Origin of the sequence: Bradyrhizobium sp. WSM471, from assembly GCF_000244915.1 — a bacterium.
Lineage (GTDB): Bacteria > Pseudomonadota > Alphaproteobacteria > Rhizobiales > Xanthobacteraceae > Bradyrhizobium.
The window spans coordinates 6,273,437-6,299,203 of sequence record NZ_CM001442.1 but is presented as its reverse complement, the minus strand read 5'-3'; the positions used below and the strand labels follow the sequence as shown (position 1 = coordinate 6,299,203).

The following is a 25,767-nucleotide window of genomic DNA, read 5'->3' as shown; positions in this document are numbered from 1 at the left end:
TTTGGCGGCATGACGGTTCTGTACAAGGCCAACATGGTTCGGGGCGCTGAGTGGGCGAGCTTCTTCGCCGAGCGCGCGCCCGATCTGCCATTCCGGCTCTGGCCCGACATCGGCGATCCCGTCGACGTCCACTATCTCGTGGCGTGGGTGCCGCCGGACGACATCGCGACGACTTTCCCAAATCTCGAGCTGGTCTTCTCGGTCGGTGCGGGCGTGGACCAGTTCGACGCGTCAAAAGTTCCGCCGCACATTCCGCTGGTGCGCATGCTGGAGCCGGGCATTGCCGAGACGATGGTCGAATACGTCACCATGGCGGTGCTCGCGCTGCATCGCGACCTCCTGTACTTCATCGGCCAGCAGAAGGCGCAGGTCTGGCGCGAGATCCGGATCACGCCGGCCAAACGTCGTCGCGTCGGCGTGATGGGCCTCGGCCAGCTCGGCCAGGCCGTGGTCGAACGGCTCAGAGCTTTCGACTTTCCACTTCTCGGCTGGAATCGCTCGCCGCGCGAGATCGAGGGCGTCGCCTGTTACGCGGGCATGGAGACGTTGCCGGATTTTCTCGCGCAGACCGACCTTCTCGTCTGCCTGCTGCCTCTGACCGATGAGACCCGCGGCATCCTGAATGCGGATCTGTTTGCGCGCCTGCCGCGCGGCGCGTCGCTCGTCAATGTCGGGCGTGGCCCGCATCTGGTCGAAGCCGATTTTCTCGCGGCGCTCGACAGCGGCGCGCTGTCGGGTGCTGTCCTCGATGTCGCCGAGCCGGAGCCGCTGCCCGCGGGTCACCCTTTCTGGAGCCACCCGCGCATCCTGGTCACGCCGCACAATGCCAGCATGACGACGCCGGACACGGCGGTCGATTTCGTGCTGGACGTGATCGCGCGTCACCGCCGCGGCGAAGAGTTGCCGGGGCGTGTCGACCGTAGTCGTGGTTACTGAGGATGCGATGATGATGGTGGCATCAGTGCAGCCACGAACTCGGTTCACCTCTCCCGCTTGCGGGAGAGGTCGGCGCGTAGCGCCGGGTGAGGGCTCTCTCCTCTTGGGGGGCCTCGCTGGTGGAAGCACCCTCTCCCCAACCCTCCCCCGCAAGCGGGGGAGGGGGCGCACCTCGGCTGGGGCATGCGCGGGATTTTTCGCATGAGCATCGGCGCAAATGCATCCGAGCAGGTCGCTGCCAACGCGCAGTCGCCGGTGCTGTCGGTTTCCGGCCTGACGACGTCCTTCATGCGCGAACGGCAATGGAGTCCCGTCGTCCGCGACGTGTCGTTCGATATTGCCTCGCGGGAAACCGTGGCGATCGTCGGCGAGTCCGGTTCGGGCAAGAGCGTCACCGCGCTCTCGATCATGCGGCTCATTCCGAAGGAGAACGGCCGGGTCGAAGGCAGCGTCCGGCTTGCCGGTCGCGACCTGCTGACGCTGCCCGAAGCGAGCATGAAGGATGTTCGTGGCAACGAAATCGCTATGATCTTCCAGGAGCCGATGACGAGCCTCAATCCGGTGCTGACCATCGGCTTCCAGATTGCGGAAGCACTGATCCAGCACCGCGGTCTGTCGCGCGCGGCGGCGGAGGCCGAGACCATCCGCTTGCTCGATCGTGTTCGCATCCCCGCTGCAAAATCGCGCTTCCACGAGCATCCGCATCGTTTCTCCGGCGGCATGCGCCAGCGCGTGATGATCGCGATGGCGCTGGCCTGCAAGCCCAGGCTGCTGATTGCGGACGAGCCGACCACCGCGCTCGACGTCACGATCCAGGCCCAGATCCTGGAGCTTCTGAAGGAGCTTCAGCAGGAAGAGGAGATGTCGATCCTCTTCATCACCCACGACATGGGCGTGGTGGCCGAGATCGCGGATCGCACCGTGGTGATGTACGGCGGCCAGGCGGTGGAGACCGACGCGACCACGCGCATCTTCGCAACGCCGTCGCATCCCTATACAAGGTCATTACTCGCGGCCGTGCCGCGCCTCGGCTCGATGGACGGGCGGACGCGGCCGATGCGCTTTCCGATCGTCGACAAGGCGACGGGGACCTCGGACGAGCCGGCGGAGACGCCCGATACGGTTTCGATTGCCGAGCGACCGCTGCTCGAAGTCTCCAACCTCACGACGCGCTTTCCAATCCGCTCGGGCCTGTTCGGCAAGGTCTCGGGCCGCGTCCATGCGGTCGAGAACATCTCCTTCTCCTTGCGCGCCGGGGAGACGCTGGCGCTGGTTGGCGAATCCGGCTGCGGCAAGTCGACGACGGGCCGCTCCATTCTCAAGCTGACGGAGCCGGACAGCGGCACCGTTCTGATCGACGGGCAGGATGTGCTGGCGATGAATGCCCGCACCCTGCGCGACTTTCGCAAGCAGATGCAGATCGTGTTTCAGGATCCGTTCGCGAGCCTCAACCCGCGCATGTCGGTGGGAACGGCGATTGCGGCCCCATTGCTCGCCAACGGGCTCGCCTCGGCGTCGCAGGCGCGGGAGAGGGTCGCCGATCTGCTCGATCGCGTGGGTCTCACCGCCGACATGGCCGCGCGCTTTCCGCACGAATTCTCCGGTGGCCAGCGCCAGCGCATCTGCATTGCCCGCGCGCTTGCGCTCGGACCGAAGCTGATCGTCGCGGACGAAGCGGTCTCGGCGCTCGACGTTTCGGTCAAGGCGCAGGTCGTCAATCTGATGCTGGACCTTCAGGCCAGCATGGGACTTGCCTATCTCTTCATTTCCCACGATATCGCGGTGGTCGAGCGCATGAGCCATCGCGTCGCGGTGATGTATCTCGGCGAGATCGTCGAGACCGGTCCGCGCGCGGCCTTGTTCGGCAATCCGCAGCATCCCTATACGAAGAAACTGATGGCGGCCGTGCCGGTGCCCGATCCAGCGCGCCGCGGCACCAGGCGCGAGGTAGCGAACGACGAGATCAGAAGCCCGGTGCGCGCGCCCGACTACCAGCCGCCGGTTCGGCAATATCGCGAGGTGTCGCCGGGCCACGTCGTCCAGGTCTGGGGCGAGGAATGGTCGGTCTGAGGCAAGCGCTTCAGGAGTTCACGTGCACGAAATCCCGCAGCAGCGGGTAGATTTCGTTGTTCCAGCGCTTGCCCGAGAACACGCCGTAATGGCCGACGCCGGCCTGCATGTGGTGGACGCGGCGATAGGCGCGCACGCCGGTGCAGAGGTCTTGCGCGGCCAGCGTCTGGCCGATCGAGCAGATGTCGTCCTTCTCGCCCTCCACCGTCATCAGCCCCATGCGGCTGACCGCCTTTGTGTTCACCGGACGTCCCTGATGCATCAGCTTGCCCTGGGGCAGAAGATGCTCCTGGAACACGTCGCGCACGGTTTCGATGTAGAATTCCGCCGGCAGGTCCATCACGGCGAAATATTCGTCGTAGAAGGTCTTGATGCTGGCCGCCTTCTCCTTCTCGCCCTTGGCGATGTGATCGGCGAGATCGATGTGCTGCTTGATGTGGCGCTCGAGATTCATCGAGACGAAGGCGGTGAGCTGCACGAAGCCGGGATAGACTTTCCGCAAGGCACCGCGGCACTGCATCGGCACGTAGTTGATCAGGTTCTGCTCGAACCAGTCGATCGGCCTGCTCTTGGCGAATTCGTTGACCCTGGTCGGCTGGATGCGCGTGTCGATCGGGCCGGCCATCAGCGTCAGCGTCGCCGGTCGCGAAGGATGGTTGCCCTCGCACATGATCGCGGCGGCCGCGAGTGCAGAGACCGAGGGCTGGCAGATCGCGACCATATGCGGGCGCGGGCCCAATTGGCCGAGGAAGTCGATGAGATGCTCGGTGTAGTCGTCGAGCCCGAAACGGCCCTCGCTGCGGGGAATGTCGCGCGGATTGTGCCAGTCGGTGATGTAGACGTCGTGATCCTGGAGCAGCGTCTTCACGGTACCGCGCAGCAGCGTCGCGAAATGGCCGGACATCGGCGCCACCAGCAGCATGCGCGGCTGCTCGCCCACGCCCTCCTTCTTGAAGCGCAGCAGCGAGCCGAACGGGGTCGCGTAAGCGATCTCCTCGGTCACGGCGACCTCGCGATTGCCGACCATGACGCTGTCGATGCCGTAGGCGGGGCGGTGATAGGTGAGGGTGGAGCGGGAGATCAGCTCCAGCGCGGCCGACAGCCGGCCGACGACCTGATCCGATAAGCCCTGCGGCACCAGATTGAGGAATTTGAGCGCGGACGAAGCTCCCGACCGCCACGGCGCCGTCAGGTCCATATGGTTCTGAAAGGCCTGATAATACATCGACATCATACTGAAACGCCCACCTGTCCCGTGCTGCTATGCAATATCGAAGCCAAACCCGGGATGGGCTGCCCTCGAGATTGGCACGTCGCTTGCTGCTGTCTTCGCGGGAAGCACAGGCGGTGCGCACCCCTGCAGTCCGGGCGGGGTGCGAGTCACAGGCGTGAGGGAAGGCCACATGGCGAAGGCGACACTGACCATCAGCAGCAAGAACTATTCGTCCTGGTCGCTGCGTGGCTGGCTGCTGACGAAATTTTCCGGGCTCGATTTCGAGGAGATCGTCACCGCCCCGGACGACGCGTCGGCGCGCGCCGAAATCCTGCTGTTGTCGTCGTCGATCCTGGTGCCATGCCTGCGGCACGACGGTGCGATCGTGTGGGATACGCTGGCGATCGCCGAATATCTCAACGAGGCGATGCCGGATGCCGGGCTGTTGCCTAGGGATCGCGTTCAGCGTGCGCATTGCCGCTCGATCTGCGGCGAAATCCATTCAGGCTTCACCACCTTGCGCGCCTCGCTGCCGGTCAATTTGAAGGGGCACTTCCCCGGCTTCAAGATCTGGTCGCGCGCGCAGGCGGACATCGATCGCGTCTGGGCGATCTGGCGCGACTGCCTGGACAAATCGGGCGGGCCCTTCCTGTTCGGCGAGACCCGCACCATGGCTGACGCGATGTACGCCCCCGTGGTGACGCGCTTCGTGACCTATAACGTCAAGCTTGAGCCGCAGCTGCAGGCCTATGCCGATACCATCATGGCCATGCCGGAGATGAAGGAATGGATCGCGGCGGCAAGGGACGAGCCGGCCGAGATCGAGGAGCTTGAGGTCGAATATTAGGCAGGCCGGGTGCCATCTGCCTGTTTTGGGAGCGAGCATCCAACAGCCGCACCCAGCGGTCATGTCATTGAAGCCGTTAACTTTTGACGCCAGTGGCCGGCTGGCCCTGCTCAGGCGCTGCGCAGATATTGTGTGCGCCTGGTGGCCAGTTGCGACATCTAGCCGTGAACAGGCGCGTACGGGCCCCTGCGGCTGATTCGGACGTGATTCGTTCGGGCCGCGTTCCGAAGGTTAAGGCGGGACGCGGCCCCGTTGCATTTTGAGACAAAAATCAGTGCTCAGGCCACGCCTGAATGCTTCATGCGCGGGACGCGCCAGCCGATGACGGTAGCTTCGACTGCGACACCGGCCGTGTGGTTCTGCCATCGTCCCTCGACATAGCGGCAGGCGAACGGCAGCTGATAGGTCCCGCTGTGGTCCTCGCACAGCACTTCGACTGCAAGGCCAGGCGGCGGTTCTCCGGCGCCGTCGAATTCCGCCAGTCGTCTGTCGCGCGTTGCCATCAAAAACTCCCCTAAACAAAGCCGCGGAAGGAGCGCCCAATTCCTCCGCGTGCAGATCATCGCTCCCCGTCCGAGGGAACAGCTGCAAGCTCAACGCGAGAATGCGGTGCGAGTGTGGTAGCCTCGACAGGCCGCGTGCAAAAAGCGCACATTGCCGTGATTGATTTGACGAGGAACCTGCATGCTGCTTCGAACCGCCGGCGTCTGTTTCGCGATGCCACTGCTCGCCACGCTGGCGATTGCGCCGGTCCGCGCGCAGGACGTGCCCGGCATCGAGATCTGCACCGTCGAGAAGACCATGGAGCGCCGCACCAGCTGCCTCCAGAGCAACGTCGACTTCCTCCAGAAGACGATCACCAAGCTGAACCTCGATCACCAGCAAAAGCTGGACGCCGCGGCTCGCCAGATCGATGCGTTGAAGACGGCCGTGGCCGGATTGCAGAAGACGCTCGGCGATCTCCAGGCCGCGCAGGCGAAGACCGCGGAGGATGTGAAGAAGAAGCAGGATGCGCCACCGGCGAAGGATGCGGCGAAATAGGCGCCGCGCTCAGGCGACGCGATATCGCTCCATCACGCTGCGCTCGGGCTCATAGCCAAGTCCGGGTCCGGTCGGCACCGGGACATGGCCGGTGGCATCGACGTCGGCGCGGCCGCCCCACAGGCAGGCCTCGCGTTTCAGGTAAAACATCTCGACCAATCCGTCGTCGCGTCCCGCCAGGAGATGCAAGGTCGCCAGCAGGCCGGGGCCGAAATACGGGGAGTGCGGAACGATCTTGACGCCGAGCCGATCTGCGAGCACCGCAACCTTCAGAAATTCCGTGATGCCGCCGACCTTGATCACCGACGGCTGGGCGTGGCTGACCGCGCCCGCCTCCATCATCTGGCGGAATTGATATTCCGTGCAGGCGTTCTCGCCGGCGGCGACGTCGAGTTCGCCCTTGCTGCGGACCTCGGCGAGCGCCGCAAAATCCTCCGGCGGCCAGACCGGCTCCTCCAGGAACATCGGCTGCGCCTCCCGGCATGTCCTGGCGAACGCGATCGCCTGCTCGCCTGACAGCGGGCAGTTCATGTCCACCATCAGCGGAATGCCGGGCCCGATCGCCGCGCGCGCGGCAAACACCGCCGGTGCCGTGGTCTCGTGCAGCTTGATGGCCCCATAGCCGAGCGCCAGCGCCTTCTTGCATTCGGCGGCGATGTTGTCGGGCGAACCGATCCGCAACAGGCTCGCATAGGCCGGAATGGCCGGGCGCCTGGTGCCGCCGAGCAGGCGGTGCAGCGGCACGCCCTTGACCTTGGCGGCGAGGTCCCACAGCGCGATGTCGAGCCCGGAGATCGCGAACATGGTGATGCCGTAACGCCCGAACAGATGCAGATTGCGCTGGATCTGCTCCATCAAGGCGGGAATGCCGGCGGCATCGGGAACCTCCAGCCCGCGGGCCTGCGGTGCGATCATTTCCTCGACGGCACTGCGCGTGGTGCGGGGGCAGACATAGGCGAAGGCATCGCCCCAGCCGGTCAACCCGGCGTCGGTGCTGACCTCGACCATCACCATGTCGAGGGCGGTGATGGCGGAGGCGCCCTGACGGAAGCTCGCGACACCGGCGTCATAGGGGATGCGGATATGGTGCGCCCGCACATCGGTGATCTTCATGACGCCGTTCCTCCTGCTTTCTTGTGAGCGGTTTCAAGGACGCCCTGAGTGTAGCCATGAATGCCCGGACGTTGCCAGTGGCTGGTCCGGCGTTATCCTCTTGCGGGACCGCAACACCGATCAAGCGAAGCCCGCGGACTTCCGTGCATCATGGTCGCGCTTCGAACGAGAAACGCCATGAACCCAGCCCAACGCGCGCTCTGGTATGTCGAGAGCCATCTCGCCGAGCCGATGACGCTCGATGAGATCGCTGCGATATCGGGCGTGTCGCGGTTCCACATCGTGCGCGCGTTTGCCGCAGCCGCCGGCCTGCCGGTGATGCGGTACGTGCGCGCGCGGCGGCTGACCGAGGCGGCGCGCAGTCTTGCGAACGGCGCGCCGGATATCCTGTCGCTGGCGCTCGAGGCGGATTACGGCTCGCACGAAGCATTCACCCGCGCGTTCCGCGACCAGTTCGGCACCACGCCCGAGGCGGTGCGGGCCGCGCAATGCACCGGCCATCTCAGGCTCCAGGAGCCGATCCTCATGGACTCAACCATCTCCGACAAGCTCGCCACCCCCCGCTTCGAAACCACAAAGGCCTTTCTCGTCGCAGGTATCAACGAGCGCATCTCCTGCGACAACGGCGCGGCCATTCCGGGACTGTGGCAGCGCTTCCACCAGGAGGTCGCCGACATTCCCGCGCGCGTTGGACCGGTCGCCTATGGCGTCTGCTGCAACGGCGACGATGCCGGCAATTTCGACTACATCGCCGGCGTCGAGGTCGCCGATTTCTCCGAGCTGCCGCGCCGCTTCGGCCGTATCCGGATCCCCGAGCAGCGCTATGCGGTGTTCACCCACGCCGACCACGTCGCCTCGATCAGGCGCACCGTGAACGCGATCTGGAATCAGTGGCTGCCGGCCTCCGGCCTGAAGGCCGCCGATGCGCCGAACTTCGAGCGCTACGACGAGAAATTCGATCCCGCCACCGGCAATGGCGGCCTGGAGATTTGGATACCCGTGCGAGATTAGCGCGCAACGCTGGCATACCATCCCGCTTGCTTGGCAAGCCCCGGCGACTTTGTCATAACCACAGGCAATCTTGCGTGTGGGGCCCGTGCCGGACATCCCGTGCAAGTCATAAGAAGCAGCCGGGAGGGTCCCACATGTCCAACGTCCGCGTTCTCGCCACCGACCTCGAATTTCCCGAAGGGCCGGTCGTGATGCCGGACGGCTCGGTGGTGCTGGTGGAAATTCGCGGCCAGCGCCTGACCCGAATCCATCCCGACGGGCGCAAGGAGATCGTCGCGAAGATTCCGGGCGGCCCGAACGGCGCGGCCCTCGGCCCCGACGGCAAGATCTACATCTGCAACAATGGCGGCTTCTCCTGGATCCCGACGCGCAACATGATCATGCCGGGCCCGCAGCCCGACGATTATCTCGGCGGCTCGATCCAGCGCGTCGATCTGCAATCCGGCCAGATCGAAACCGTCGTGACGCGTTGCGGCGAGCACGATCTGCGCGGGCCGAACGATCTGGTGTTCGACAAGCAGGGCGGCCTCTGGTTCTCCGATCTCGGTAAGCGCCGCGCGCGCGAGATGGACGTCGGCGGCATGTACTATCTCAAGCCCGGCATGAAGGAGATCGTCGAAATCGTCCATGGGGTGTTGCCGGCGAACGGCATCGGCCTGTCGCCCGACGAGACCACCGTCTACATCGCGGAGACGCCGACGGGCCGGCTCTGGGCCTACGAGCTCTCCGCGCCCGGCACGCTGAAGCCGCGCGACGTGATCTATCGCGGCGAGCGGGGCAAACCGATCTGCGGCCTCGGCGGCTACCAGATGTTCGACTCGCTCGCGGTCGAAGCGAACGGCAATGTCTGCGTCGCCACCCTCGTCTCCGGCTGCATCTCGGTGATCGCGCCTGATGGTACCTTGGTTGAGCAGATCCCGACCGGCGACCGCGTCACCACCAACATCGCCTTCGGCGGCCCCGAGCTGAAGACCGCCTACATCACGCTCTCAGGCAAGGGCGAGCTGATCGCCATGGACTGGCCGCGCAGCGGTTTGCCGTTGAACTTTTTGAACAAGTGAGCCAAGCCGTCGTTGCGAGGAGCGAAGCAATCCGGCAGACCCTCACCCTGAGGAGCGCGCCCTTTGCGCGCGTCTCGAAGGGCGAGGCCACCAGCGGGGCCTTCATCCTTCGAGACGCGCGTGCCGCGCTCCACAGGATGAGGAGCTGACAGCATGGATTGCTTCGCTTCGCTCGCAATGACGCAAGGAGAGATATTCGATGCCCTGGCCTGATCCCATCACCCTGCGCGGACAGCATGCCGGTCTGGAGCCGCTGTCGCATCAGCACCGCGAGGGGCTGGTCGAGGCCGTGAAGGACGGCGAGCTCTCCACCATCTGGTACACCGCGATTCCGACGCCGGACAACATGGGCAAGGAAATCGACCGCCGGCTCGGTCTTCAGGCCGCGGGCTCGATGCTCCCCTTCACCGTGTTCGATGGCAGCGGCAAGATCGTGGGCATGACGACCTATATGAACATCGATGCCGCCAACCGCCGGGTCGAGATCGGCTCGACCTGGTATGGCAAGGGCGCGCAGCGCGGCCCGCTCAACACGCAGTGCAAGCTGCTGCTGCTCACCCATGCCTTCGAGACCCTGGACTGCATCGCGGTGGAATTCCGCACGCATTTCTTCAATCACCAGAGCCGCCGCGCCATCGAGCGCCTGGGCGCCAAGCAGGACGGCATCCTGCGCAGCCACCAGGTCGCGCCGAACGGCACGCTGCGCGACACGGTGGTCTACAGCATCACCGCCGCCGAATGGCCGACGGTGCGAACGCATTTGAATTATCAACTCAACGACAAGCCGCGCTAGAGGCGGCCGAGGCACCATGGACAGATTTGATTATGTGATCGTCGGCGCGGGCTCCGCCGGTTGCGTGCTCACCAGCCGGCTGAGCGAAGACCCTGCTACCAGCATCTGCGTGCTCGAGGCGGGCCCGAGCGACTGGCATCCCTACATCCATCTGCCGGCGGGCTTCATCAAGACCTTCCACATGAAGAGCATCAACTGGGCCTACCAGCAGGAGGTCGGGCCCTGGACCGGCGGGCGCAGCATCTACGCGCCCCGCGGCAAGACGCTCGGCGGCTCGTCCTCGATCAACGGCCATATCTACAATCGCGGCCAGCGCATGGATTTCGACACCTGGGCGCAGATGGGCAATCGCGGCTGGGGCTATGCTGACGTGCTGCCCTACTTCCGGCGGCTGGAGAAACGGGTCGGCGAGGGCGAGGACGTTTACCGCGGCCGCGACGGCAATCTCACCGTCACCACCATGAACTGGCGCGATCCGCTTTGCGAAGCCTTCATGGAAGGCGCGGTCTCGCTCGGCATTCCCCGCAACCCCGACTACAACGGCAAGACCCAGGAAGGCGTCTCCTACTGCCAGCGCACCATCGACAAGGGCCTGCGCGTCTCCGGCGCCACCGCGTTCCTCAAGCCCGCGATGAAGCGGCCGAACGTGCATGTCCACACCCACGCGCACGCGACCGAGATCATCTTCGAGGGCAAGCGCGCCGTCGGCGTGCGCTACATGAAGGGCGGCTCTGGCGGCACGCCGGTCGAGGTCCGCGCCAACAAGGAGGTGATCCTGTCCGGCGGCACCTATAATTCGCCGCAGCTCTTGCAGCTCTCCGGCATCGGCTCGCCTGATTTGCTCAGCGCCCACGGCATCCAGGTGCGTCACACGCTTCCGGTGGGCGAAGGCCTGCAAGATCATTATGCGCCGCGCACGGTCGCGCGCGTCAAAGACATCAGGACCATCAACGAGCTTCGTCGCGGCTGGCGTCTCTGGGTCGAGGCGATGAAATGGGCGACCGCGCGCAAAGGCCTGCTCTCGCTGTCGCCAACCATGGTCTATTGCTTCTGGCACTCCGGCGAGAGTGCGGATTCGTCCGATCTCCAGCTCACCTTCACCCCGGCGAGCTACAAGGAAGGCGTGCAGGGCCAGCTCGAGGATGAGCCCGGCATGACCGTAGCGTCCTGGCAGCAGCGCCCCGAGAGCCGCGGCTATGTCCGCATCCGCTCGTCAGATCCGTTCGCGCCGCCGATCATCCAGACCAACTATCTCGACGCCGAGCTCGACCGCCGGGTCATCGTCGGCGGCATGAAGCTTGCGCGCAGGCTTTTGAAGAGCGCGCCGCTGTCGCCCTATTACGCCTACGAGGATTTCCCGGGCCCCAACATCAACACCGACGACGAGTTCTTGGCCGCCGCCACCGAACGCGGCACCACCACCTTCCACCCCGGCTGCACCTGCCGCATGGGCCCGGCGGATTCCACCTGGGCGGTGGTCGACGACCAGCTCCGCGTTCACGGATTGGAAGGCCTGCGCGTCATCGATGCGTCCGTCATGCCGCGGATGATCTCGGCGAACCTCAATGCCTCCACCATGATGATCGCCGACCGCGCCTCGGACCTGATCCGCGGCAAGCAGCCGATGGAAGCCGCGCGCGTGCCGGATGCGGCGGTAGCGTGAGGATGGCGTAGGATGGGTAGAGCGCAGCGAGACCCATCATCTCGTCTTCTGCTGGAAGAATTCGATGGGTTTTGCTACGCTTTACCTATCTTACGCGGCTGCATTCCCCGGATTTCGCTACGCTCCATTCGGACGGCAGGTTGGCACGGGATACATTTGGAAGATCGTTGGCGATGAACGAAAGCTCAGATCATCCGGATGTTAGAATTCCAACCAAAAGTGCACTCGATGCTATCCGCGCCCGGCCTGATATGTATGTCGGTGAGTTTCCGACCGGCGCTCTGCTTATGGCGCGCCTTGTAGAGACCTTGCTCCTTTTGGACGCCGCGCCTCTGAAGGTCGCGTGCAACGGGGCTTGGTACTCCTTACACGCAGACCGGGATTGGCTGATGACAGAATCCGGAGTCATCTGTCTCGACGCATTCCAGCGCTTGATACCGCTGCCGAGCGGCGGTCGATTTTACGACAGAGCGGAGGTCATACTGACCGCACTGGCCGACGCCGTTGCAACATCCGATACTACCGGAGTTTCCTGGATCAGCGGCGAACCGGACAGATGGCCGCTACCTGCCGGTCTCGACCTGTCATTGCTGCCGCAGGGAGGACGGATCGTCGCCTTTCACTATTCGAAACACGATCCTGCCGGCGTCGCGTCTCGGTCATGAAGCCACTTCGGCCAATCTGAGCAACCCTAGAATGGGTAGAGCGAAACGCAATCCATCATGGTGCGGCGTTCGCGGGAAGAGTTTGATGGGTTTCGCTGCGCTCTACCCATCCTACGGCTGCCCGTCGGGCAAAACACCGCCACGCCGTCAATCCCATCCCGCAACAATATTCCACTTTACCGAAATTCGGAATTGCGGCATAAGTCGAAACAGCCCGGCCCGACGAAGAGGGGCGGTTCGCGAGTCGTTCGAAACGCGGGCCGGGTTGCGGTGGACGCAGCAGCGTCGTGCGCGAGAGGCGCGGGCAGGGCGGGTAGTCCCTGTGAGCCCGAGGCTTCGTGCGGACGAGCGGCGCCGAAGTCCGGCGAAGCCTCTTGGCGGAGCCGGATGAGCTGCGTACGGCAAAACCGTGTGGTCCTGGCCGTCGTTGCTACGGTCAAGCCTTTGCGGAGATGTGCGCGAGCCCAACCGGGCGGACGGCATCGTCAATTCGCGGGGCGAGGGAGGCCAGAAGGAAAGTTCGGCTCCCGGGAGAGCACGGCATAAGCCGTCCGACCATTGCGCAGGGAAGGCCGTGTGTTGGGCTTCGCCTGTATGCCGCTGTGCAGTCCTTTTGCGCTACATGCGCACAGCGGACCGTGGGTGCCAGCCGGCACCCGGCCTTCCCTGCACCCTCTTTGTCAAAGGGGTGACGGAGAGAGCATAGCTCGGGCGAATGCGCCGCGAGGATGCGAAGGCGTGTCTGCGATTTAGGATGCGGGTGTGTTGAAGCGTGATGCTTCACCACCGTCGTCCTGGCGAAAGCCAGGACCCACCCCAGGGAGGGGTTTGGTGGGCGGTACTGGCGCCGGAGTTTTATGGATAGATCACGCGGTATGGGTCCTGGCCTTCGCCAGGACGACACCGGTTGATATGGCCGATTGCCTCGCCCGCAACGCGGAGGAGTCGATCCTACACTTCCCTTCTGCTCAAGAACGCGAGTCGCTCGAACAGATGCACATCTTGCTCGTTCTTGAGCAGCGCGCCGTGCAGCGGCGGGATCAGCTTGCGCGGGTCGCGTTCGCGCAGCTGCTCGACGCTCATGTCTTCGTTGAGCAGCAGCTTGAGCCAGTCGAGCAGCTCGGAGGTGGACGGCTTCTTCTTCAGACCGGGCACCTCGCGGACCTCGAAGAAGATGCGCAAGGCTTCCTCGACCAGCCGCTTCTTGATGCCGGGAAAATGGACGTCGACGATCCGGGTCATGGTGTCGGCATCGGGGAACTTGATGTAGTGGAAAAAGCAGCGGCGCAGGAACGCGTCGGGCAGCTCCTTCTCGTTGTTGGAGGTGATCATCATGATCGGGCGCTGCTTGGCCTTGATCGTCTCGCCGGTCTCGTAGACATGGAATTCCATGCGGTCGAGCTCGAGCAAAAGATCGTTCGGGAATTCGATGTCGGCCTTGTCGATCTCGTCGATCAGCAGCACCGGGCGCTGCTCGGCGGTGAAGGCATCCCACAGCTTGCCGCGCTTGATGTAGTTCTTGATGTCGGACACGCGGGCATCGCCGAGCTGGCTGTCGCGCAGGCGCGACACCGCGTCGTATTCGTAGAGGCCTTGCTGTGCCTTGGTCGTGGACTTGATGTGCCAGGTCAGAAGCGGGGCGTTCAGCGCTTTCGCCACTTCCTCCGCCAGCACCGTCTTGCCGGTGCCGGGCTCGCCCTTGATGAGCAGCGGGCGCTCCAGCACGATCGAGGCGTTGACCGCGACCTTGAGATCGTCGGTCGCAACATAGTCCTTGGTGCCGGTAAATTTCATCGCGCGTCCTTGTTGGTCGTCGTCCCGGCGGTGCCCCGGTCGCGACATGGGAACGGCCGCGCATGGCGGCCGTTCCTGGTTCGGTCAGGCTTTCAGACCCGTTTTATCAGCGAAAGGATGACGAGCACAATCACCGCGCCGATCGTGGCATCCACGATGGCCCCGACCGTGCCCGTTGCGAGCTGGATATGCAGCTGAGGCAGAATCCAGCTGGCCACAAGTGCACCGATGATGCCGACGACGATGTTGCCGATCAGCCCAAATCCCGCCCCATGGACAATCTTGCCGGCAAGCCAGCCTGCGATCGCGCCAATGATGAGCGCTGCGAGAATTCCCATTGCAAACGTCCCCAAAACAACCCCGTGAGACCGCCAATTCTAGAGCAAAAACCCTCCCGGTCCAGCGCAGAGCCGTGGCCTCCGCCCCTTGACGTTCGCCCCCCGACGGGCAATCTGTCACCCATGTTCCTGCAATTCTTCACTTCTCTGCGCGATGCGCAGGTCCCCGTGACGCTGCGCGAATACCTCACGCTGATGGAGGCGCTCGACGCTGACCTCGCGGACTATTCGGTCGAGAATTTCTACTATCTCTCGCGCACCTCGCTGGTGAAGGACGAGCGCAACCTCGACAAGTTCGACCGCGTCTTCGGCACCGTCTTCAAGGGGCTGGAAAGTCTGCTCGACGCCATGGAGGGGGCCGAGATCCCCGAAGAGTGGCTGAAGAAGCTCGCCGAAAAGTACCTGACGGAAGACGAGAAGAAGCAGATCGAGGCCATGGGCTGGGACAAGCTCATGGAGACCCTGAAGAAGCGCCTCGAGGAGCAGAAGGGCCGCCATCAGGGCGGAAGCAAGTGGATCGGCACGGCCGGCACCTCGCCGTTCGGCGCCCATGGCTACAATCCCGAAGGCGTTCGCATCGGCCAGGAGAAGAACCGCAACAACCGCGCCGTGAAGGTGTGGGACAAGCGTGAGTTCAAGGATCTCGACGGCAATGTCGAGCTCGGCATCCGCAACATCAAGGTGGCGCTGCGGCGCCTGCGCAAATTCGCGCGCACTGGCGCGCCGGACGAGCTCGATCTCGATACCACCATCCGCGAGACCGCCAATCACGGCTATCTCGACGTGCACATGCGGCCCGAGCGGCGCAACGCGGTGAAGCTGCTGGTGTTCTTCGACATCGGCGGCTCGATGGACGCACATATCGAGCAGGTCGAGGAGCTGTTCTCGGCGGCGAAGAGCGAGTTCAAGCACATGGAGTATTTCTACTTCCACAACTGCCTCTATGAAGGCGTGTGGAAGCAGAACAAGCGCCGCTTCACCGACCGCACGCCGACCTGGGACGTGCTTCACAAATACCCGCACGACTACAAGATCGTGTTCGTCGGCGACGCCTCGATGTCGCCTTACGAGATCATGGTGCCCGGCGGCTCGGTCGAGCACGTCAACGAAGAGCCCGGCTCGGTCTGGCTCGACCGCATCATCCGCACCTATCCGCATTCGGTGTGGCTGAACCCGGTGCAACAGAAGCACTGGGACTATTCGGAATCCACCACGATCATCAAGCGCATCTTCGCCAACCGCATGTATCCAATCACGATCGAGGGGCTGGAAGGTGCGATGAAGGAATTGACGCACTAGCCACACACGCCGTCATTCCGGGGCGCGCGCAGCGCGAACCCGGAATCTCGCAGTTGTTGATGCCGATCGAGGTTCCGGGTTCGCTCGCTTCGCGATCGCCCCGGAACGACGGAAGAGAAGAAGGGAAGACCATGCCCCAGACCATCACCCGCGGCATCAAGGCGCTGATCGACGAGGCCAATGCCGAGATCGAGACGCTCACCGCCAAGGACGCCATCGAGATCTCGAAGAACGGCGACGTCGTCATCGTCGACATCCGCGATCCCCGCGAGATCGAGCGTGACGGCCGCATCCCCGGCGCGTTCGCCTGCACCCGCGGCATGCTCGAATTCTGGATCGATCCGCAGAGCCCTTATGCGAAGCCGGTGTTCCAGGAGGACAAGAAGTTCGTCTTCCATTGCGCCGGCGGCTTGCGCTCCGCGCTCGCCGCCAAGACTGCGCAGGACATGGGCCTCAAGCCCGTCGCCCACATCGCCGGCGGCTACGCCGCCTGGCGCGACGCCGGCGGGCCGGTCGAGCAGTGGGAGCCGAAGAAGAAGGGGTGAGATGAATACCTCTCTCACCACACACTCCGTCATGCCCGGGCAAAAGCGCGAAGCGCGTCTTCGCGCTAGATGACCCGGGCATCCACGTCTTTGTCGCGAAGAAGAACGTGGATGGCCGGGACAAGCCCGGCCATGACGACCGAGACAACTGCCGGAGCATGCAATGACCGCCACCGATCCCCTCGTTTCCACCGAATGGCTCGCCGCCCACATCAACGATGCCAACGTCAAGGTGCTCGACGCCAGCTTCAAGCTGCCGGGCGTGCTGCCGCTGCCAAAGGACGACTATCTCGCCGCGCATCTGCCTGGCGCGGTGTTCTTCGACGTCGACGCGGTGTCCGACCATTCCAACCCGCTGCCGCACATGTATCCGAGCGCCGAGCAGTTCGGTCGCGACGTGGGTCATCTCGGCATCTCCAATGCCGACACCGTCGTGATCTACGATGCCGGCGGCTGGGTCGCTGCTCCCCGCGCGTGGTGGATGTTCCTGGCTTTCGGCCACGGCAATGTGCGCATCCTCAATGGCGGCCTGAAGAAGTGGCGCGCCGAGGGGCGTCCTGTCGAGAGCGGCGAGACAAAGCCGAAGCCGGCGACATTCAAGGCGAGCTACGATTCCAAACGCGTGCGCAGCATGCAGCAATTGATCGCGAACGTCGAAAGCCGTGCCGAGCAGGTGATCGATGCGCGCGCCGCCGACCGGTTCGAGGGCCGGGCGCCGGAGCCACGCGCAGGCATCCGCTCCGGCCATATCCCGGGCGCGCGCAACGTGCCCTACAATCTCCTGTTCGACGCCGCGACCGGCACGATGAAGCCGCTCGATGATCTCCGCGTTGCCTTCACCAACGCCGGCGTCAAGCTCGATGCGCCGATCGTGACGAGCTGCGGCTCCGGGGTCTCTGCCGGCGTGCTGACGCTGGCGCTCTATCGCCTCGGCATCACCGACACCGCGCTTTACGACGGCTCATGGTCGGAATGGGGGCAGGAAAAGGGACCGCCGATCGCAACGGGGCCGGCGTAACCCTACTGATGTGCGCGCGCGGTCGTCGTTGCGGCGAGCGTGGGTTGCGGTTGTCCGAACGCATCGAGTTGCTGAACCGGCGGCGGCGGACGCCGAACAATGCGGCGGCGCTTCTTCACCCGATGCGCCCGCGGCTTGGTCGCCTTGCTCTCCGGCGAACTGCTGTCGGCCTTAGAGTCGGCCTTGACCTTCGCCGGCGGACCCTTCCAGGCCGTGGTCGCCGGGTCGTTCAATGCGGCGAACTTCGCGCTCGCCATGTCGAACCTGGACGAAGCCGAGGCTGCGCTGGGGACGGCAGGTGTTGGTTTGCTCGTGGGAGCGATCGAAACGGGCTTCGCCTCGGCGATGGATGCGCTGGCGTCGGCCGGAGTAAGCGTGTTGCTTGAGGCTGGCGCCGCGGCGTCCGTCGTCGTCTCGGCCTTGGCCTCGACATTGGCCGGTTCGGCCGGGACGTCAGCCGGAGGTGCAACGACCTGCGGCTGACCGTCGGTCTCGGTTGTCACCATGACGACCGGCTCGGGCTCGCTCATCGGCAGCGCGATGGTCGGGACTTGATCGCGCAGCGACGGCGTCGGATCGGTGGCCGCCTCCGGTTCGGCGCGGAGGACCGCGAGCACCGGCTGGGCCGGCTCGGGAGCTTGTGCAAATACCTGCTCCTGCGGACCATTCCGCCAGGAGGGGTTGCTGACATACTGCTCGTGGCTCGCCCGCAGCAGCGCGGCGGCGCCCAGGCCGAATACCAGGATGGAGGCTGACAGCAGGATCGCGGCAAACAGGAAGCGAAAGCCGGGAAGCATCGAGGGATTGCGAATTTCCGCCCCGGCGGCGAAGTGGCCAGGGCCCATGAGCCATCTGAACGCGGTGACGGTACTGCTTGCCGCGTTCGCCACGCGGGGATCGAAGCTCAAAGCGGAGGCGAATCAGGCTAATTCGAACATACCGCAACGATTCCGCGCCGTTCCGTAAAAAACGGAGCCGGCGACTCCGGCGATCTCGGGCGGGGGTTGATTTTCGTCCCCTGATGCAAGGAGGCAACGGTAGTCTTGCGGATCACAAATTGGCAAATCAGGCACAAATCCGCCTGTAGTGTCTTGAATGTGCCGCTATCTTCGGTCATCTGGCCGTTAACGGTCCGGACGGGGCCCGGGGACTATACAAGAGCGATGATGATCAAACATTTTCTGACGATATGCGCTGCCGCAACAGTCGCTGCGGCGGGAACCTCGCTCGCACAGGCCCAGAGCTATCCGGTCCAGCAGGCGCCGAGCTATGGCGCGCCGGCCGAATATCGGCCCGGCGACCGCGCGCCGAGTTTCGACGCACTGGACGATGAAGACGATTCGATGCCGCAGGCAGCGCTGCCGCCGCCTGGCCCGGATCCGCGCTACGGCCGTCCGCCCGGCGCTCCGCCGGTGTATTCCGCCGCGCCGCCGCAGGGTCCGGTGATGTCGCCCGATGATCCCCGTTATGGCCGTCCCGCCGGCGCCCCCGTCTACTCGGCCGCGCCGCCGCAGGGTCCCGTGACGTCGCCCGACGATCCGCGCTACGGCCGCCCCGCCGGCCCGCCCGCGGTGATCTACGCCGATCGTCCGGATCAAGCGCCCGGCAGTGACGGCCTGCGTCCGCCGGAGGCAGTCGGTGGTCCCGGCGCGACCGGAACGGTCCAGGCCGGGCAGCCGCCCGCGGGTGCCGACGGCCGGCCGATGGCGATCGCCTCGCTGCCGCCCGAGGAGCAGCCTGACGCTGCTCCGGCGCAGCTGCCGCAGAACCTGCGCCGCCAGGAGGTCTCGCTGGTGACCAAGGAGCCGGCCGGAACACTCATCGTCGATACCCCGAATACCTACCTCTATTACGTGCTCGGCAATGGCCGTGCGATCCGCTACGGCGTTCGCGTCGGCCGCGACGGCTTCACCTGGACCGGCGTGCAGAAGATCACCCGCAAGGCCGAGTGGCCGGATTGGCATCCGCCGACCGAGATGATCGAGCGCCAGCCCTATCTGCCGCGCTTCATGGCCGGCGGTCCCGGCAATCCGCTCGGCGCCCGCGCGATGTATCTCGGCTCGACTGTCTACCGCATCCACGGCACCAACCAGCCCTCGACCATCGGCAAGTTCGTGTCCTCCGGCTGCATCGGCATGCTGAACGAGGACGTCTCCGACCTGTTCGATCGCGTCAAGGTCGGCACCCGCGTGGTCGTGATGCCGGGTGGTCCGCCGCCGGGAACTGCGACCGCATCCGCCGCGCCCATGCCCGGCGCTGCCGGGCCCGCTCCGATGGCTGCACAGGCCGGCCCGGTCGGAGGCACCCAGCCGACGGTGGTCCCGCCGCTGCCCGCGCCCGTCACCGTGCGCTGAATCGGCCTCGCAAGAATTGATCTGATGACGGCGCGTGACCTTCGGTCACGCGCCGTCATCATTTGACGCATGCGCGCATGTCTCGCTTGCGCATGCCTCCTTGAACGGCTCCGCACCTCGATTACGTCCCGGGAGGATTGCAACGAATTGAGGAGCACAGGATGCGCATCTTTGTTGCGGGCGCGACCGGCGCGGTCGGTCAGTATCTTGTTCCGGCGCTGGTCGCCGCGGGTCATTCCGTGATCGGCACGACACGGAATGCGGCAAAAACAGACCTTGTGCGGCGATTGGGTGCGGAGCCGGTCGTCGCCGACGGCCTCGATGCCGACGGCATGCGCGCTGCGGTGATTGCAGCACAGCCCGACGCCGTCATCCACCAGATGACAGATCTCGCGGCCGCCACCGATCTCCGTCATTTCGATCGGGCCTTCGCGCGAACCAACGCGCTCCGCACCCGCGGAACCGACATTCTGCTCAACGCCGCACGCGAGGTCGGCGCCAGGCGCTTCATCGCGCAAAGCTTCTGCGGCTGGATCTTCAGTCGCGCCGGGGGAACGGTGAAGACCGAGACCGATGAGCTCGACCCGCATCCGCCGCGAGAGCTGCGACGCACGCTTGAGGCAATCCGGTATCTGGAGCGAAGCGTCACCGCTTCAACGAAGCCGGAGGGCATCGTGCTGCGCTATGGATTCTTCTATGGACCCGGCACCGGCACGCTCTCGCCGGCGATGATCGACCAGCTGCACCACCGGCGTGTGCCCGTGATCGGCGATGGCGGCGGCACGTGGTCGTTCATTCACACCGAAGATGCCGCCTCTGCCACGCTTGCCGCGCTCGAACGCGGGCGCGCGGGCAGCATCTACAATATCGTCGACGATCATCCGGCGCCGGTGAAGGACTGGTTGCCCGCGCTGGCCGAACTCCTGGGTGCCAAGCCGCCGCGTCACATTCCTGCCTGGCTCGGGCGCCTGCTCGCAGGCGAGCATATGGTTGCGATGATGACGGAGGTGCGTGGAGCCTCCAACGGCAAGGCCAAGCGCGAGCTCGGCTGGCTGCCGGCGCATGCCTCTTGGCGCGACGGCTTTGCCGACGCGGCACGGCAGCCCACCAGTCACCGCTCGGCGGCCTGAGGCTTCAGGCCAGCTTCCGCGGCAGCTCGCCGCCCTTGGTGAAGGCGTCGATCGCCTCGACCATCTGGCCGTAATGGATGCGCAAGCCGTCCTCGGTGGCGTAGCCGAGATGCGGCGTCAGCACGAGATTGTCGAGCTTGCGGAACGGATGGTTCGTCGGCAGCGGCTCGACCGAGAAGACGTCGATGCCGGCGCCTGCAATCCTCTTCTGCTGCAACGCCTCGAGCAGCGCCTGCTCGTCCACGATCGGCCCGCGCGCGGTGTTGACGAGGAAGGCCGTCGGTTTCATCCGCGCGAGGTCGGCAGCCCCGATCAGCCCGCGGGAGCGTTCGCTCAGCACCACATGGATGCTGACGATATCGGCCTTGGCGAACAGCTCCTCCTTGGTGGCGTAGCCGACGCCGGCGGCCGCGCACTTCTCCGGGGTCAGATTCGGGCTCCAGGCGATCACGTTCATGCCGAACGCCTTCGCAATGCCTGCCATCTTGCTGCCGAGCTTGCCGAGCCCGACGACGCCGAGCGTCAAGCCCTCGATCTCGACGCCGGCAAAGGCCTGCCAGGGCTCGCCCGCATGCATGCGCGCGTTCTCACGGCCGATGCCGCGGGTCAGTTCCAGGATCAGGCCCATGGTGAGGGGCGCGGTCGGATCGCGCGAATATTGCGTGCCGCCGATCGTGACGCCCCGCGCCTTGGCGGCCTCCATGTCGATCGAGGCGTTGCGCATGCCTGACGTCAGCAGCAGCCTCAGCTTCGGCAGGCTCTCGAACAGGCTCTTCGGGAACGCGGTGCGCTCGCGCATCGCGCAGACGATCTCGAAATCGGCCAGCGCGCTCGCCGCAGCCTGCTCGGAGGCGAAGGGATGGCTGAACACGGTGACGTCGATGCGGTCGGACAGGCTTTGCCAGTCGGCGAGGTCGAGGGCGAGGTTGAAATAGTCGTCGAGAATTGCACAGCGCAGCCGCGTCATCAGCGTTCATCCATGGCGAGAGGTGGAACCAGGCCATGGTTGCGCGCAATCAGGACCGTGCGCAAGCCGTTCGCGTCTTCAAAAATCCGACAGGTGGTAAAGGCTCAGAGGTCGCGGGGCTTGAGCCGGAACGGCGCATTCATGCCGTGCTTGGCGCGCCAGGCGGGGCCGGGGCCGCGCATGTAATGCAGTTCGGGCCGGTAGGGGTTGAAAGCGGTGGCGAAGAAGCGCTTCCAGAAGCCCTTGATCTCCGAGGCGAACGCGGAGGCGCTGCCGGCTTCCACCGGAACGGGAAGGGAATTGGTCTCGATCATGGCCATGACGCTGTCTCGCTGTGCTCCCGTTCATTCTGAGCGGGTGGCGCTGTTTCCGCGCGAAACCGAGCTTTGGCCTGATTTATTAAAAGATGGTTTCAATTGTCCGGATCGACGGCGGGATGGTGTCCGTCCCGTATTCATCCGTGGTGAACGGAGGGAAAACATTGCCCTTTGGGGGCGGGATCGCTACATCGGCGGCAAGCAAATTTCCTCAAATCGAAGGTTTTCGGGACCGATGGCGCGCCAGTTCATCTATTTCATGCAAGGCCTGACCAAGAGCTACCCGACCCGGAAGGTGCTCGATAACATCCATCTGTCGTTCTATCCGGACGCCAAGATCGGCGTGCTCGGTGTCAACGGCTCGGGCAAGTCGACGCTGCTCAAGATTATGGCTGGCCTCGACAAGGAGTACAACGGCGAGGCCTGGGTCGCCCAGGGCGCCCGCGTCGGCTATCTCGAGCAGGAGCCGCATCTCGATCCGGCACTCAGCGTGCGCGAGAACGTCATGCTGGGCGTCGCCAAGCAGAAGGCCATCCTCGATCGCTACAACGAGCTGGCGATGAACTACTCCGAGGAGACCGCCGACGAGATGACCAAGCTGCAGGACGAGATCGAGGCCCAGGGCCTCTGGGATCTCGACAGCAAGGTCGACCAGGCCATGGACGCGCTGCGCTGTCCGCCCGACGATGCCGACGTGTCGAAACTCTCCGGCGGTGAGCGCCGCCGCGTCGCGCTGTGCAAGCTGCTGCTCGACCAGCCCGAGCTCCTGCTGCTGGACGAGCCGACCAACCATCTCGATGCGGAGTCGGTGTCGTGGCTGGAAGGGCATCTGCGCAACTATCCCGGCGCGATCCTGATCGTCACCCATGACCGCTACTTCCTCGACAACGTCACGAGCTGGATCCTTGAGCTCGATCGCGGCAAGGGCATCCCCTACGAGGGCAATTACTCGTCCTGGCTGCAGCAGAAGCAGAAGCGGCTGGAGCAGGAGGGCCGCGAGGACGCTGCGCATCAAAAGACGCTGGCCCGCGAGCAGGAATGGATCGCGTCCTCGCCGAAAGCCCGCCAGGCCAAATCCAAGGCGCGCTATCAGCGCTATGACGAACTGTTGAAACAGGCGAGCGAAAAGCAGACACAGACCGCGCAGATCACGATTCCAGTGGCCGAGCGCCTAGGTCAGAACGTGGTCGATTTCGAAGGCCTCAGCAAAGGCTTCGGCGATCGCATGCTGATCGAGGATCTCACTTTCAAGCTGCCGCCCGGCGGTATCGTCGGCGTGATCGGCGCCAACGGCGCCGGCAAGACCACGCTGTTCAGGATGATCACCAAGCAGGAAGAGCCGGACAAGGGCACCATCACGGTCGGCGAGAGCGTTCACCTCGGTTACGTCGACCAGTCGCGCGACGCACTCGATGGCAGCAAGAACGTGTGGGAGGAGATCTCCGGCGGCAACGAGCTGATCCTGCTCGGCAAGAGGGAAGTCAATTCACGCGGCTATTGTTCGTCGTTCAACTTCAAGGGCGCCGACCAGCAGAAGAAAGTCGGCGCGCTCTCCGGCGGTGAACGCAACCGCGTGCACCTTGCGAAAATGCTGAAATCCGGCGCCAACGTTCTGCTGCTCGACGAGCCGACCAACGACCTCGACGTCGACACACTGCGTGCGCTCGAAGAGGCTCTGGAAGATTTCGCCGGCTGCGCCGTCATCATCAGCCATGATCGCTGGTTCCTCGATCGCATCGCGACCCACATCCTGGCCTTCGAAGGCGACAGCCATGTCGAATGGTTCGAGGGCAACTTCCAGGACTACGAGAAGGACAAGATGCGCCGGCTTGGCCAGGACAGCATCATCCCGCACCGGGTGAAGTACAAGAAGCTGACGCGGTGATCTCAGCATGATGCGGCGAGTGCTCGTAGCTGCGGTGATCATGATCACCTGCGGCCTGTCGCCCGCCCGCGCCGCCGACGCCGCCTTCACGCAGTTCATCGCCTCGCTCTGGCCGGAGGCGGAGGCCGCCGGCGTGTCGCGCGCGACGTTCGAGCGAGAGACGCGTGGGCTCGAGCCTGATTACAAGCTGCCCGATCTGATCCTGCCGGGGCGGCCCGCGACCGGGGCGCCGTCGCAGGCCGAGTTCGTGCAGGTGCCGGCCGACTATGTCAGGGAGGCCTCGATCGCGCGGCTTGCGGGCGAGGGGCAGCGGCTGCTGCAAAAATATCGTCAGGCCCTGACCGAGATCGAGAAAAGCTCCGGCGTGCCCGCCACCGTCATGCTGGCGATCTGGGGCCGTGAGACCGACTACGGCCGTTATACGTTGCCTTACGATCTCGTCCGCGTGCTGGCGACGCAGGCCTATGTGGGCCGCCGCAAGGACACCTATCGCAACGAGTTCATCCTCTCGCTCAAAATTCTCGGCGACGGCGTGGTGACACGCAAGGACATGCGCTCGTCCTGGGCCGGCGCGACCGGGCTCACGCAATTCCTGCCGTCCGAATATTACAAGCACGGCGTCGATTTCGATCGTGACGGCCGCATCGACATCTGGCACTCGGTGCCGGATGCGCTGGCATCCGCCGCCCAGCAGCTCGTCAACAAGGGTTGGCAGAGCGGCGTACGCTGGGCTTACGAGGTGCAGGCACCGGCCAAGGTCGATTGCACCGTCGGCGTGCCCGAGGTGACGAAGCCGATCGGCCAGTGGCTGCGCGAAGGCTTTGTGCCGGTGCGCGGACAAAAGCTCACCGCCGCCGAGCAGGCACAGCCGGCTTCGCTGCTGCAACCGGAAGGCATCTACGGCCCGTCCTTCCTGACCACGAAGAACTACTTCGTGATCAAGGAATACAATTTCTCCGATCTCTACGTGCTGTTCGTCGGCCATCTCGCCGACCGCATGACGAGCCCGCAACCGTTCGCGACGCCGTGGTCTGCCTCGAAGCAATTGCGAACCAAGGACGTCGAGGCGATGCAGCGCGGGCTCACACGCGTCGGATTCTACAAGGACAAGATAGACGGCAAGGCCGGCATGCAGACGCGCGCTGCGCTCGGCGCCTACCAGAAGTCGGCAGGGCTCAAGGTCGATTGCTGGCCGAGCGAAGAGGTGCTGCGCTCGATCCAGGCGACGCGATAACTGCTGCAGGGCCAGCTAAAAGAAAAAGCCCGGCCGAGGTGCTCGGCCGGGCTTCGATCGCGGCGCTCATGAGCGCCATGCGATCAGATCAGTAGCAAACGCGAACCGGGCGGACGGTCCAGCCGTAGCCGTCCCAGTAGCGCTGGCGCTGCCAATAGCAGGGCGGGGGCGGCGGGCCGGGCTCGGCCACGTAAACCGGTCCACCATAGGCGGGACGGCTCGATGCGATGGCACCGCCGACGATCGCGCCGCCGATCAGGCCGGCTGCGATGCCGACGCCGACGCCGTCATGGGCCTGGGCGGACGGCGTGGCGGTCACCAGCGAACCGGCGATCGTCGCAACCGTGAGGGCGGCAACTAAAGTCTTCTTCATACTCTTGGCTCTCCTGAGAGATGGATGCTCCTTGTTAGGAGCGTCCGGGGTTCAAAGGTTCACGCAGACTCTGATGGAATTGGCCTTGCAGCTAGGAAGC

At 64.8% G+C, this 25,767-nt stretch carries 25 protein-coding genes; 16 read left to right on the top strand and 9 right to left on the bottom strand.

Going from position 1 to position 25,767, the window contains the following annotated elements:
* The first annotated feature begins 9 nt into the window (after nt 1–9).
* Nucleotides 10–936 (top strand): glyoxylate/hydroxypyruvate reductase A, encoded by a 927-nt coding sequence (locus BRA471DRAFT_RS28715; RefSeq protein WP_007613733.1) that lies wholly within the window; start codon nt 10–12, stop codon nt 934–936.
* A 201-nt stretch (nt 937–1,137) separates the two neighbouring features.
* Nucleotides 1,138–3,006, top strand: coding sequence for an ABC transporter ATP-binding protein (locus tag BRA471DRAFT_RS28710; RefSeq protein WP_007613731.1), 1,869 nt, complete (start codon nt 1,138–1,140; stop codon nt 3,004–3,006).
* A 10-nt stretch (nt 3,007–3,016) separates the two neighbouring features.
* On the opposite strand, the gene BRA471DRAFT_RS28705 is transcribed toward BRA471DRAFT_RS28710, so the two are convergent.
* A complete protein-coding gene (locus tag BRA471DRAFT_RS28705; protein WP_007613729.1) occupies nt 3,017–4,240 on the bottom strand; it encodes a polyhydroxyalkanoate depolymerase in 1,224 nt (407 codons plus the stop codon).
* A gap of 169 nt (nt 4,241–4,409) precedes the next feature.
* Here BRA471DRAFT_RS28705 and BRA471DRAFT_RS28700 point away from each other — a divergent pair, with 169 nt between their 5' ends.
* Complete coding sequence (locus BRA471DRAFT_RS28700) at nt 4,410–5,066, top strand: glutathione S-transferase family protein (RefSeq protein ID WP_007613727.1); 657 nt, start codon at nt 4,410–4,412, stop codon at nt 5,064–5,066.
* A gap of 278 nt (nt 5,067–5,344) precedes the next feature.
* Here the strand turns inward: BRA471DRAFT_RS28700 and BRA471DRAFT_RS28695 are convergent, their stop codons facing one another.
* On the bottom strand, nt 5,345–5,569 hold the full coding sequence (locus BRA471DRAFT_RS28695) for a hypothetical protein (RefSeq protein ID WP_007595594.1): 225 nt from the start codon (nt 5,567–5,569) through the stop codon (nt 5,345–5,347).
* Between the two features lie 181 nt (nt 5,570–5,750).
* Here BRA471DRAFT_RS28695 and BRA471DRAFT_RS28690 point away from each other — a divergent pair, with 181 nt between their 5' ends.
* Entirely contained in the window at nt 5,751–6,107 is a 357-nt protein-coding gene (locus tag BRA471DRAFT_RS28690; RefSeq protein WP_007613726.1) for a hypothetical protein, read from the top strand.
* A 9-nt stretch (nt 6,108–6,116) separates the two neighbouring features.
* On the opposite strand, the gene BRA471DRAFT_RS28685 is transcribed toward BRA471DRAFT_RS28690, so the two are convergent.
* Nucleotides 6,117–7,220 carry a mandelate racemase/muconate lactonizing enzyme family protein gene (locus tag BRA471DRAFT_RS28685; protein WP_007613724.1) on the bottom strand — a complete coding sequence of 368 codons (1,104 nt, stop codon included), beginning with the start codon at nt 7,218–7,220 and terminating at the stop codon, nt 6,117–6,119.
* Nucleotides 7,221–7,397: 177 nt separating this feature from the next.
* On the opposite strand from BRA471DRAFT_RS28685, the gene BRA471DRAFT_RS28680 reads away from it, so the two are divergent.
* The 5 genes from BRA471DRAFT_RS28680 (at nt 7,398) to BRA471DRAFT_RS28660 (ending at nt 12,413) form a co-directional block, all read left to right on the top strand.
* The gene (locus BRA471DRAFT_RS28680; protein ID WP_007613721.1) at nt 7,398–8,231 is read left to right on the top strand and encodes an AraC family transcriptional regulator; all 834 of its coding nucleotides are present in this window, start codon (nt 7,398–7,400) and stop codon (nt 8,229–8,231) included.
* Nucleotides 8,232–8,365: 134 nt separating this feature from the next.
* Entirely contained in the window at nt 8,366–9,292 is a 927-nt protein-coding gene (locus BRA471DRAFT_RS28675) for an SMP-30/gluconolactonase/LRE family protein (RefSeq protein WP_007613719.1), read from the top strand.
* Nucleotides 9,293–9,491: 199 nt separating this feature from the next.
* A complete protein-coding gene (locus tag BRA471DRAFT_RS28670) occupies nt 9,492–10,085 on the top strand; it encodes a GNAT family N-acetyltransferase (protein ID WP_007613716.1) in 594 nt (197 codons plus the stop codon).
* A gap of 16 nt (nt 10,086–10,101) precedes the next feature.
* Entirely contained in the window at nt 10,102–11,748 is a 1,647-nt protein-coding gene (locus BRA471DRAFT_RS28665; protein ID WP_007613714.1) for a GMC family oxidoreductase, read from the top strand.
* A 167-nt stretch (nt 11,749–11,915) separates the two neighbouring features.
* Nucleotides 11,916–12,413 carry a hypothetical protein gene (locus BRA471DRAFT_RS28660; RefSeq protein ID WP_157234104.1) on the top strand — a complete coding sequence of 166 codons (498 nt, stop codon included), beginning with the start codon at nt 11,916–11,918 and terminating at the stop codon, nt 12,411–12,413.
* 951 nt (nt 12,414–13,364) lie between these two features.
* Here BRA471DRAFT_RS28660 and BRA471DRAFT_RS28655 read toward each other — a convergent pair.
* Both BRA471DRAFT_RS28655 and BRA471DRAFT_RS28650 read right to left on the bottom strand, forming a co-directional pair.
* A complete protein-coding gene (locus BRA471DRAFT_RS28655) occupies nt 13,365–14,207 on the bottom strand; it encodes a MoxR family ATPase (RefSeq protein WP_007600695.1) in 843 nt (280 codons plus the stop codon).
* Between the two features lie 92 nt (nt 14,208–14,299).
* Nucleotides 14,300–14,545, bottom strand: coding sequence for a GlsB/YeaQ/YmgE family stress response membrane protein (locus BRA471DRAFT_RS28650; RefSeq protein WP_007613712.1), 246 nt, complete (start codon nt 14,543–14,545; stop codon nt 14,300–14,302).
* Between the two features lie 123 nt (nt 14,546–14,668).
* On the opposite strand from BRA471DRAFT_RS28650, the gene BRA471DRAFT_RS28645 reads away from it, so the two are divergent.
* The 3 genes from BRA471DRAFT_RS28645 (at nt 14,669) to sseA (ending at nt 17,407) form a co-directional block, all read left to right on the top strand.
* The gene (locus tag BRA471DRAFT_RS28645; protein ID WP_007613710.1) at nt 14,669–15,844 is read left to right on the top strand and encodes a VWA domain-containing protein; all 1,176 of its coding nucleotides are present in this window, start codon (nt 14,669–14,671) and stop codon (nt 15,842–15,844) included.
* A 131-nt stretch (nt 15,845–15,975) separates the two neighbouring features.
* Nucleotides 15,976–16,389, top strand: coding sequence for a rhodanese-like domain-containing protein (locus BRA471DRAFT_RS28640; protein WP_007613708.1), 414 nt, complete (start codon nt 15,976–15,978; stop codon nt 16,387–16,389).
* Between the two features lie 163 nt (nt 16,390–16,552).
* Nucleotides 16,553–17,407, top strand: coding sequence for a 3-mercaptopyruvate sulfurtransferase (gene sseA / locus BRA471DRAFT_RS28635; protein WP_007613706.1), 855 nt, complete (start codon nt 16,553–16,555; stop codon nt 17,405–17,407).
* Between the two features lie 2 nt (nt 17,408–17,409).
* Here sseA and BRA471DRAFT_RS28630 read toward each other — a convergent pair whose 3' ends face one another.
* Nucleotides 17,410–18,252 (bottom strand): hypothetical protein, encoded by an 843-nt coding sequence (locus BRA471DRAFT_RS28630; RefSeq protein ID WP_007613705.1) that lies wholly within the window; start codon nt 18,250–18,252, stop codon nt 17,410–17,412.
* A gap of 321 nt (nt 18,253–18,573) precedes the next feature.
* On the opposite strand from BRA471DRAFT_RS28630, the gene BRA471DRAFT_RS28625 reads away from it, so the two are divergent.
* The gene (locus BRA471DRAFT_RS28625) at nt 18,574–19,761 is read left to right on the top strand and encodes a L,D-transpeptidase (protein ID WP_007613704.1); all 1,188 of its coding nucleotides are present in this window, start codon (nt 18,574–18,576) and stop codon (nt 19,759–19,761) included.
* A 161-nt stretch (nt 19,762–19,922) separates the two neighbouring features.
* On the top strand, nt 19,923–20,891 hold the full coding sequence (locus tag BRA471DRAFT_RS28620) for an NAD(P)-dependent oxidoreductase (RefSeq protein WP_007613703.1): 969 nt from the start codon (nt 19,923–19,925) through the stop codon (nt 20,889–20,891).
* Nucleotides 20,892–20,895: 4 nt separating this feature from the next.
* Here the strand turns inward: BRA471DRAFT_RS28620 and BRA471DRAFT_RS28615 are convergent, their stop codons facing one another.
* Together BRA471DRAFT_RS28615 and BRA471DRAFT_RS28610 are read right to left on the bottom strand one after the other, a co-directional pair.
* Nucleotides 20,896–21,858: a D-2-hydroxyacid dehydrogenase family protein gene (locus BRA471DRAFT_RS28615; RefSeq protein ID WP_007613702.1), complete on the bottom strand. Its 963-nt coding sequence runs from the start codon at nt 21,856–21,858 to the stop codon at nt 20,896–20,898.
* A 104-nt stretch (nt 21,859–21,962) separates the two neighbouring features.
* Nucleotides 21,963–22,178, bottom strand: a complete 216-nt coding sequence (locus tag BRA471DRAFT_RS28610; RefSeq protein WP_007613701.1) for a hypothetical protein — start codon at nt 22,176–22,178, stop codon at nt 21,963–21,965.
* 232 nt (nt 22,179–22,410) lie between these two features.
* Here BRA471DRAFT_RS28610 and ettA point away from each other — a divergent pair, with 232 nt between their 5' ends.
* Together ettA and BRA471DRAFT_RS28600 are read left to right on the top strand one after the other, a co-directional pair.
* Complete coding sequence (gene ettA, locus BRA471DRAFT_RS28605; RefSeq protein WP_007613699.1) at nt 22,411–24,060, top strand: energy-dependent translational throttle protein EttA; 1,650 nt, start codon at nt 22,411–22,413, stop codon at nt 24,058–24,060.
* 7 nt (nt 24,061–24,067) lie between these two features.
* Complete coding sequence (locus tag BRA471DRAFT_RS28600; RefSeq protein ID WP_007613697.1) at nt 24,068–25,294, top strand: lytic murein transglycosylase; 1,227 nt, start codon at nt 24,068–24,070, stop codon at nt 25,292–25,294.
* An 88-nt stretch (nt 25,295–25,382) separates the two neighbouring features.
* Here BRA471DRAFT_RS28600 and BRA471DRAFT_RS28595 read toward each other — a convergent pair whose 3' ends face one another.
* Nucleotides 25,383–25,667 (bottom strand): hypothetical protein, encoded by a 285-nt coding sequence (locus tag BRA471DRAFT_RS28595; protein ID WP_007613695.1) that lies wholly within the window; start codon nt 25,665–25,667, stop codon nt 25,383–25,385.
* Between the last annotated feature and the right edge of the window lie 100 nt (nt 25,668–25,767).

Excerpts from the sequence above, each read along its gene's own strand:
- BRA471DRAFT_RS28695 (WP_007595594.1), bottom strand. The coding sequence starts at position 5,569 with ATGGCAACGCGCGACAGACGACTGGCGGAATTCGACGGCGCCGGAGAA.
- BRA471DRAFT_RS28705 (WP_007613729.1), bottom strand. The coding sequence starts at position 4,240 with ATGATGTCGATGTATTATCAGGCCTTTCAGAACCATATGGACCTGACG.
- ettA (WP_007613699.1), top strand. The coding sequence starts at position 22,411 with ATGGCGCGCCAGTTCATCTATTTCATGCAAGGCCTGACCAAGAGCTAC.
- BRA471DRAFT_RS28690 (WP_007613726.1), top strand. The coding sequence starts at position 5,751 with ATGCTGCTTCGAACCGCCGGCGTCTGTTTCGCGATGCCACTGCTCGCC.
- BRA471DRAFT_RS28640 (WP_007613708.1), top strand. The coding sequence starts at position 15,976 with ATGCCCCAGACCATCACCCGCGGCATCAAGGCGCTGATCGACGAGGCC.
- BRA471DRAFT_RS28620 (WP_007613703.1), top strand. The coding sequence starts at position 19,923 with ATGCGCATCTTTGTTGCGGGCGCGACCGGCGCGGTCGGTCAGTATCTT.
- BRA471DRAFT_RS28675 (WP_007613719.1), top strand. The coding sequence starts at position 8,366 with ATGTCCAACGTCCGCGTTCTCGCCACCGACCTCGAATTTCCCGAAGGG.
- sseA (WP_007613706.1), top strand. The coding sequence starts at position 16,553 with ATGACCGCCACCGATCCCCTCGTTTCCACCGAATGGCTCGCCGCCCAC.
- BRA471DRAFT_RS28665 (WP_007613714.1), top strand. The coding sequence starts at position 10,102 with ATGGACAGATTTGATTATGTGATCGTCGGCGCGGGCTCCGCCGGTTGC.
- BRA471DRAFT_RS28595 (WP_007613695.1), bottom strand. The coding sequence starts at position 25,667 with ATGAAGAAGACTTTAGTTGCCGCCCTCACGGTTGCGACGATCGCCGGT.
- BRA471DRAFT_RS28600 (WP_007613697.1), top strand. The coding sequence starts at position 24,068 with ATGATGCGGCGAGTGCTCGTAGCTGCGGTGATCATGATCACCTGCGGC.
- BRA471DRAFT_RS28700 (WP_007613727.1), top strand. The coding sequence starts at position 4,410 with ATGGCGAAGGCGACACTGACCATCAGCAGCAAGAACTATTCGTCCTGG.
- BRA471DRAFT_RS28680 (WP_007613721.1), top strand. The coding sequence starts at position 7,398 with ATGAACCCAGCCCAACGCGCGCTCTGGTATGTCGAGAGCCATCTCGCC.
- BRA471DRAFT_RS28615 (WP_007613702.1), bottom strand. The coding sequence starts at position 21,858 with ATGACGCGGCTGCGCTGTGCAATTCTCGACGACTATTTCAACCTCGCC.
- BRA471DRAFT_RS28645 (WP_007613710.1), top strand. The coding sequence starts at position 14,669 with ATGTTCCTGCAATTCTTCACTTCTCTGCGCGATGCGCAGGTCCCCGTG.
- BRA471DRAFT_RS28715 (WP_007613733.1), top strand. The coding sequence starts at position 10 with ATGACGGTTCTGTACAAGGCCAACATGGTTCGGGGCGCTGAGTGGGCG.
- BRA471DRAFT_RS28625 (WP_007613704.1), top strand. The coding sequence starts at position 18,574 with ATGATCAAACATTTTCTGACGATATGCGCTGCCGCAACAGTCGCTGCG.
- BRA471DRAFT_RS28710 (WP_007613731.1), top strand. The coding sequence starts at position 1,138 with ATGAGCATCGGCGCAAATGCATCCGAGCAGGTCGCTGCCAACGCGCAG.
- BRA471DRAFT_RS28670 (WP_007613716.1), top strand. The coding sequence starts at position 9,492 with ATGCCCTGGCCTGATCCCATCACCCTGCGCGGACAGCATGCCGGTCTG.
- BRA471DRAFT_RS28650 (WP_007613712.1), bottom strand. The coding sequence starts at position 14,545 with ATGGGAATTCTCGCAGCGCTCATCATTGGCGCGATCGCAGGCTGGCTT.
- BRA471DRAFT_RS28630 (WP_007613705.1), bottom strand. The coding sequence starts at position 18,252 with ATGGGCCCTGGCCACTTCGCCGCCGGGGCGGAAATTCGCAATCCCTCG.
- BRA471DRAFT_RS28655 (WP_007600695.1), bottom strand. The coding sequence starts at position 14,207 with ATGAAATTTACCGGCACCAAGGACTATGTTGCGACCGACGATCTCAAG.
- BRA471DRAFT_RS28610 (WP_007613701.1), bottom strand. The coding sequence starts at position 22,178 with ATGGCCATGATCGAGACCAATTCCCTTCCCGTTCCGGTGGAAGCCGGC.
- BRA471DRAFT_RS28685 (WP_007613724.1), bottom strand. The coding sequence starts at position 7,220 with ATGAAGATCACCGATGTGCGGGCGCACCATATCCGCATCCCCTATGAC.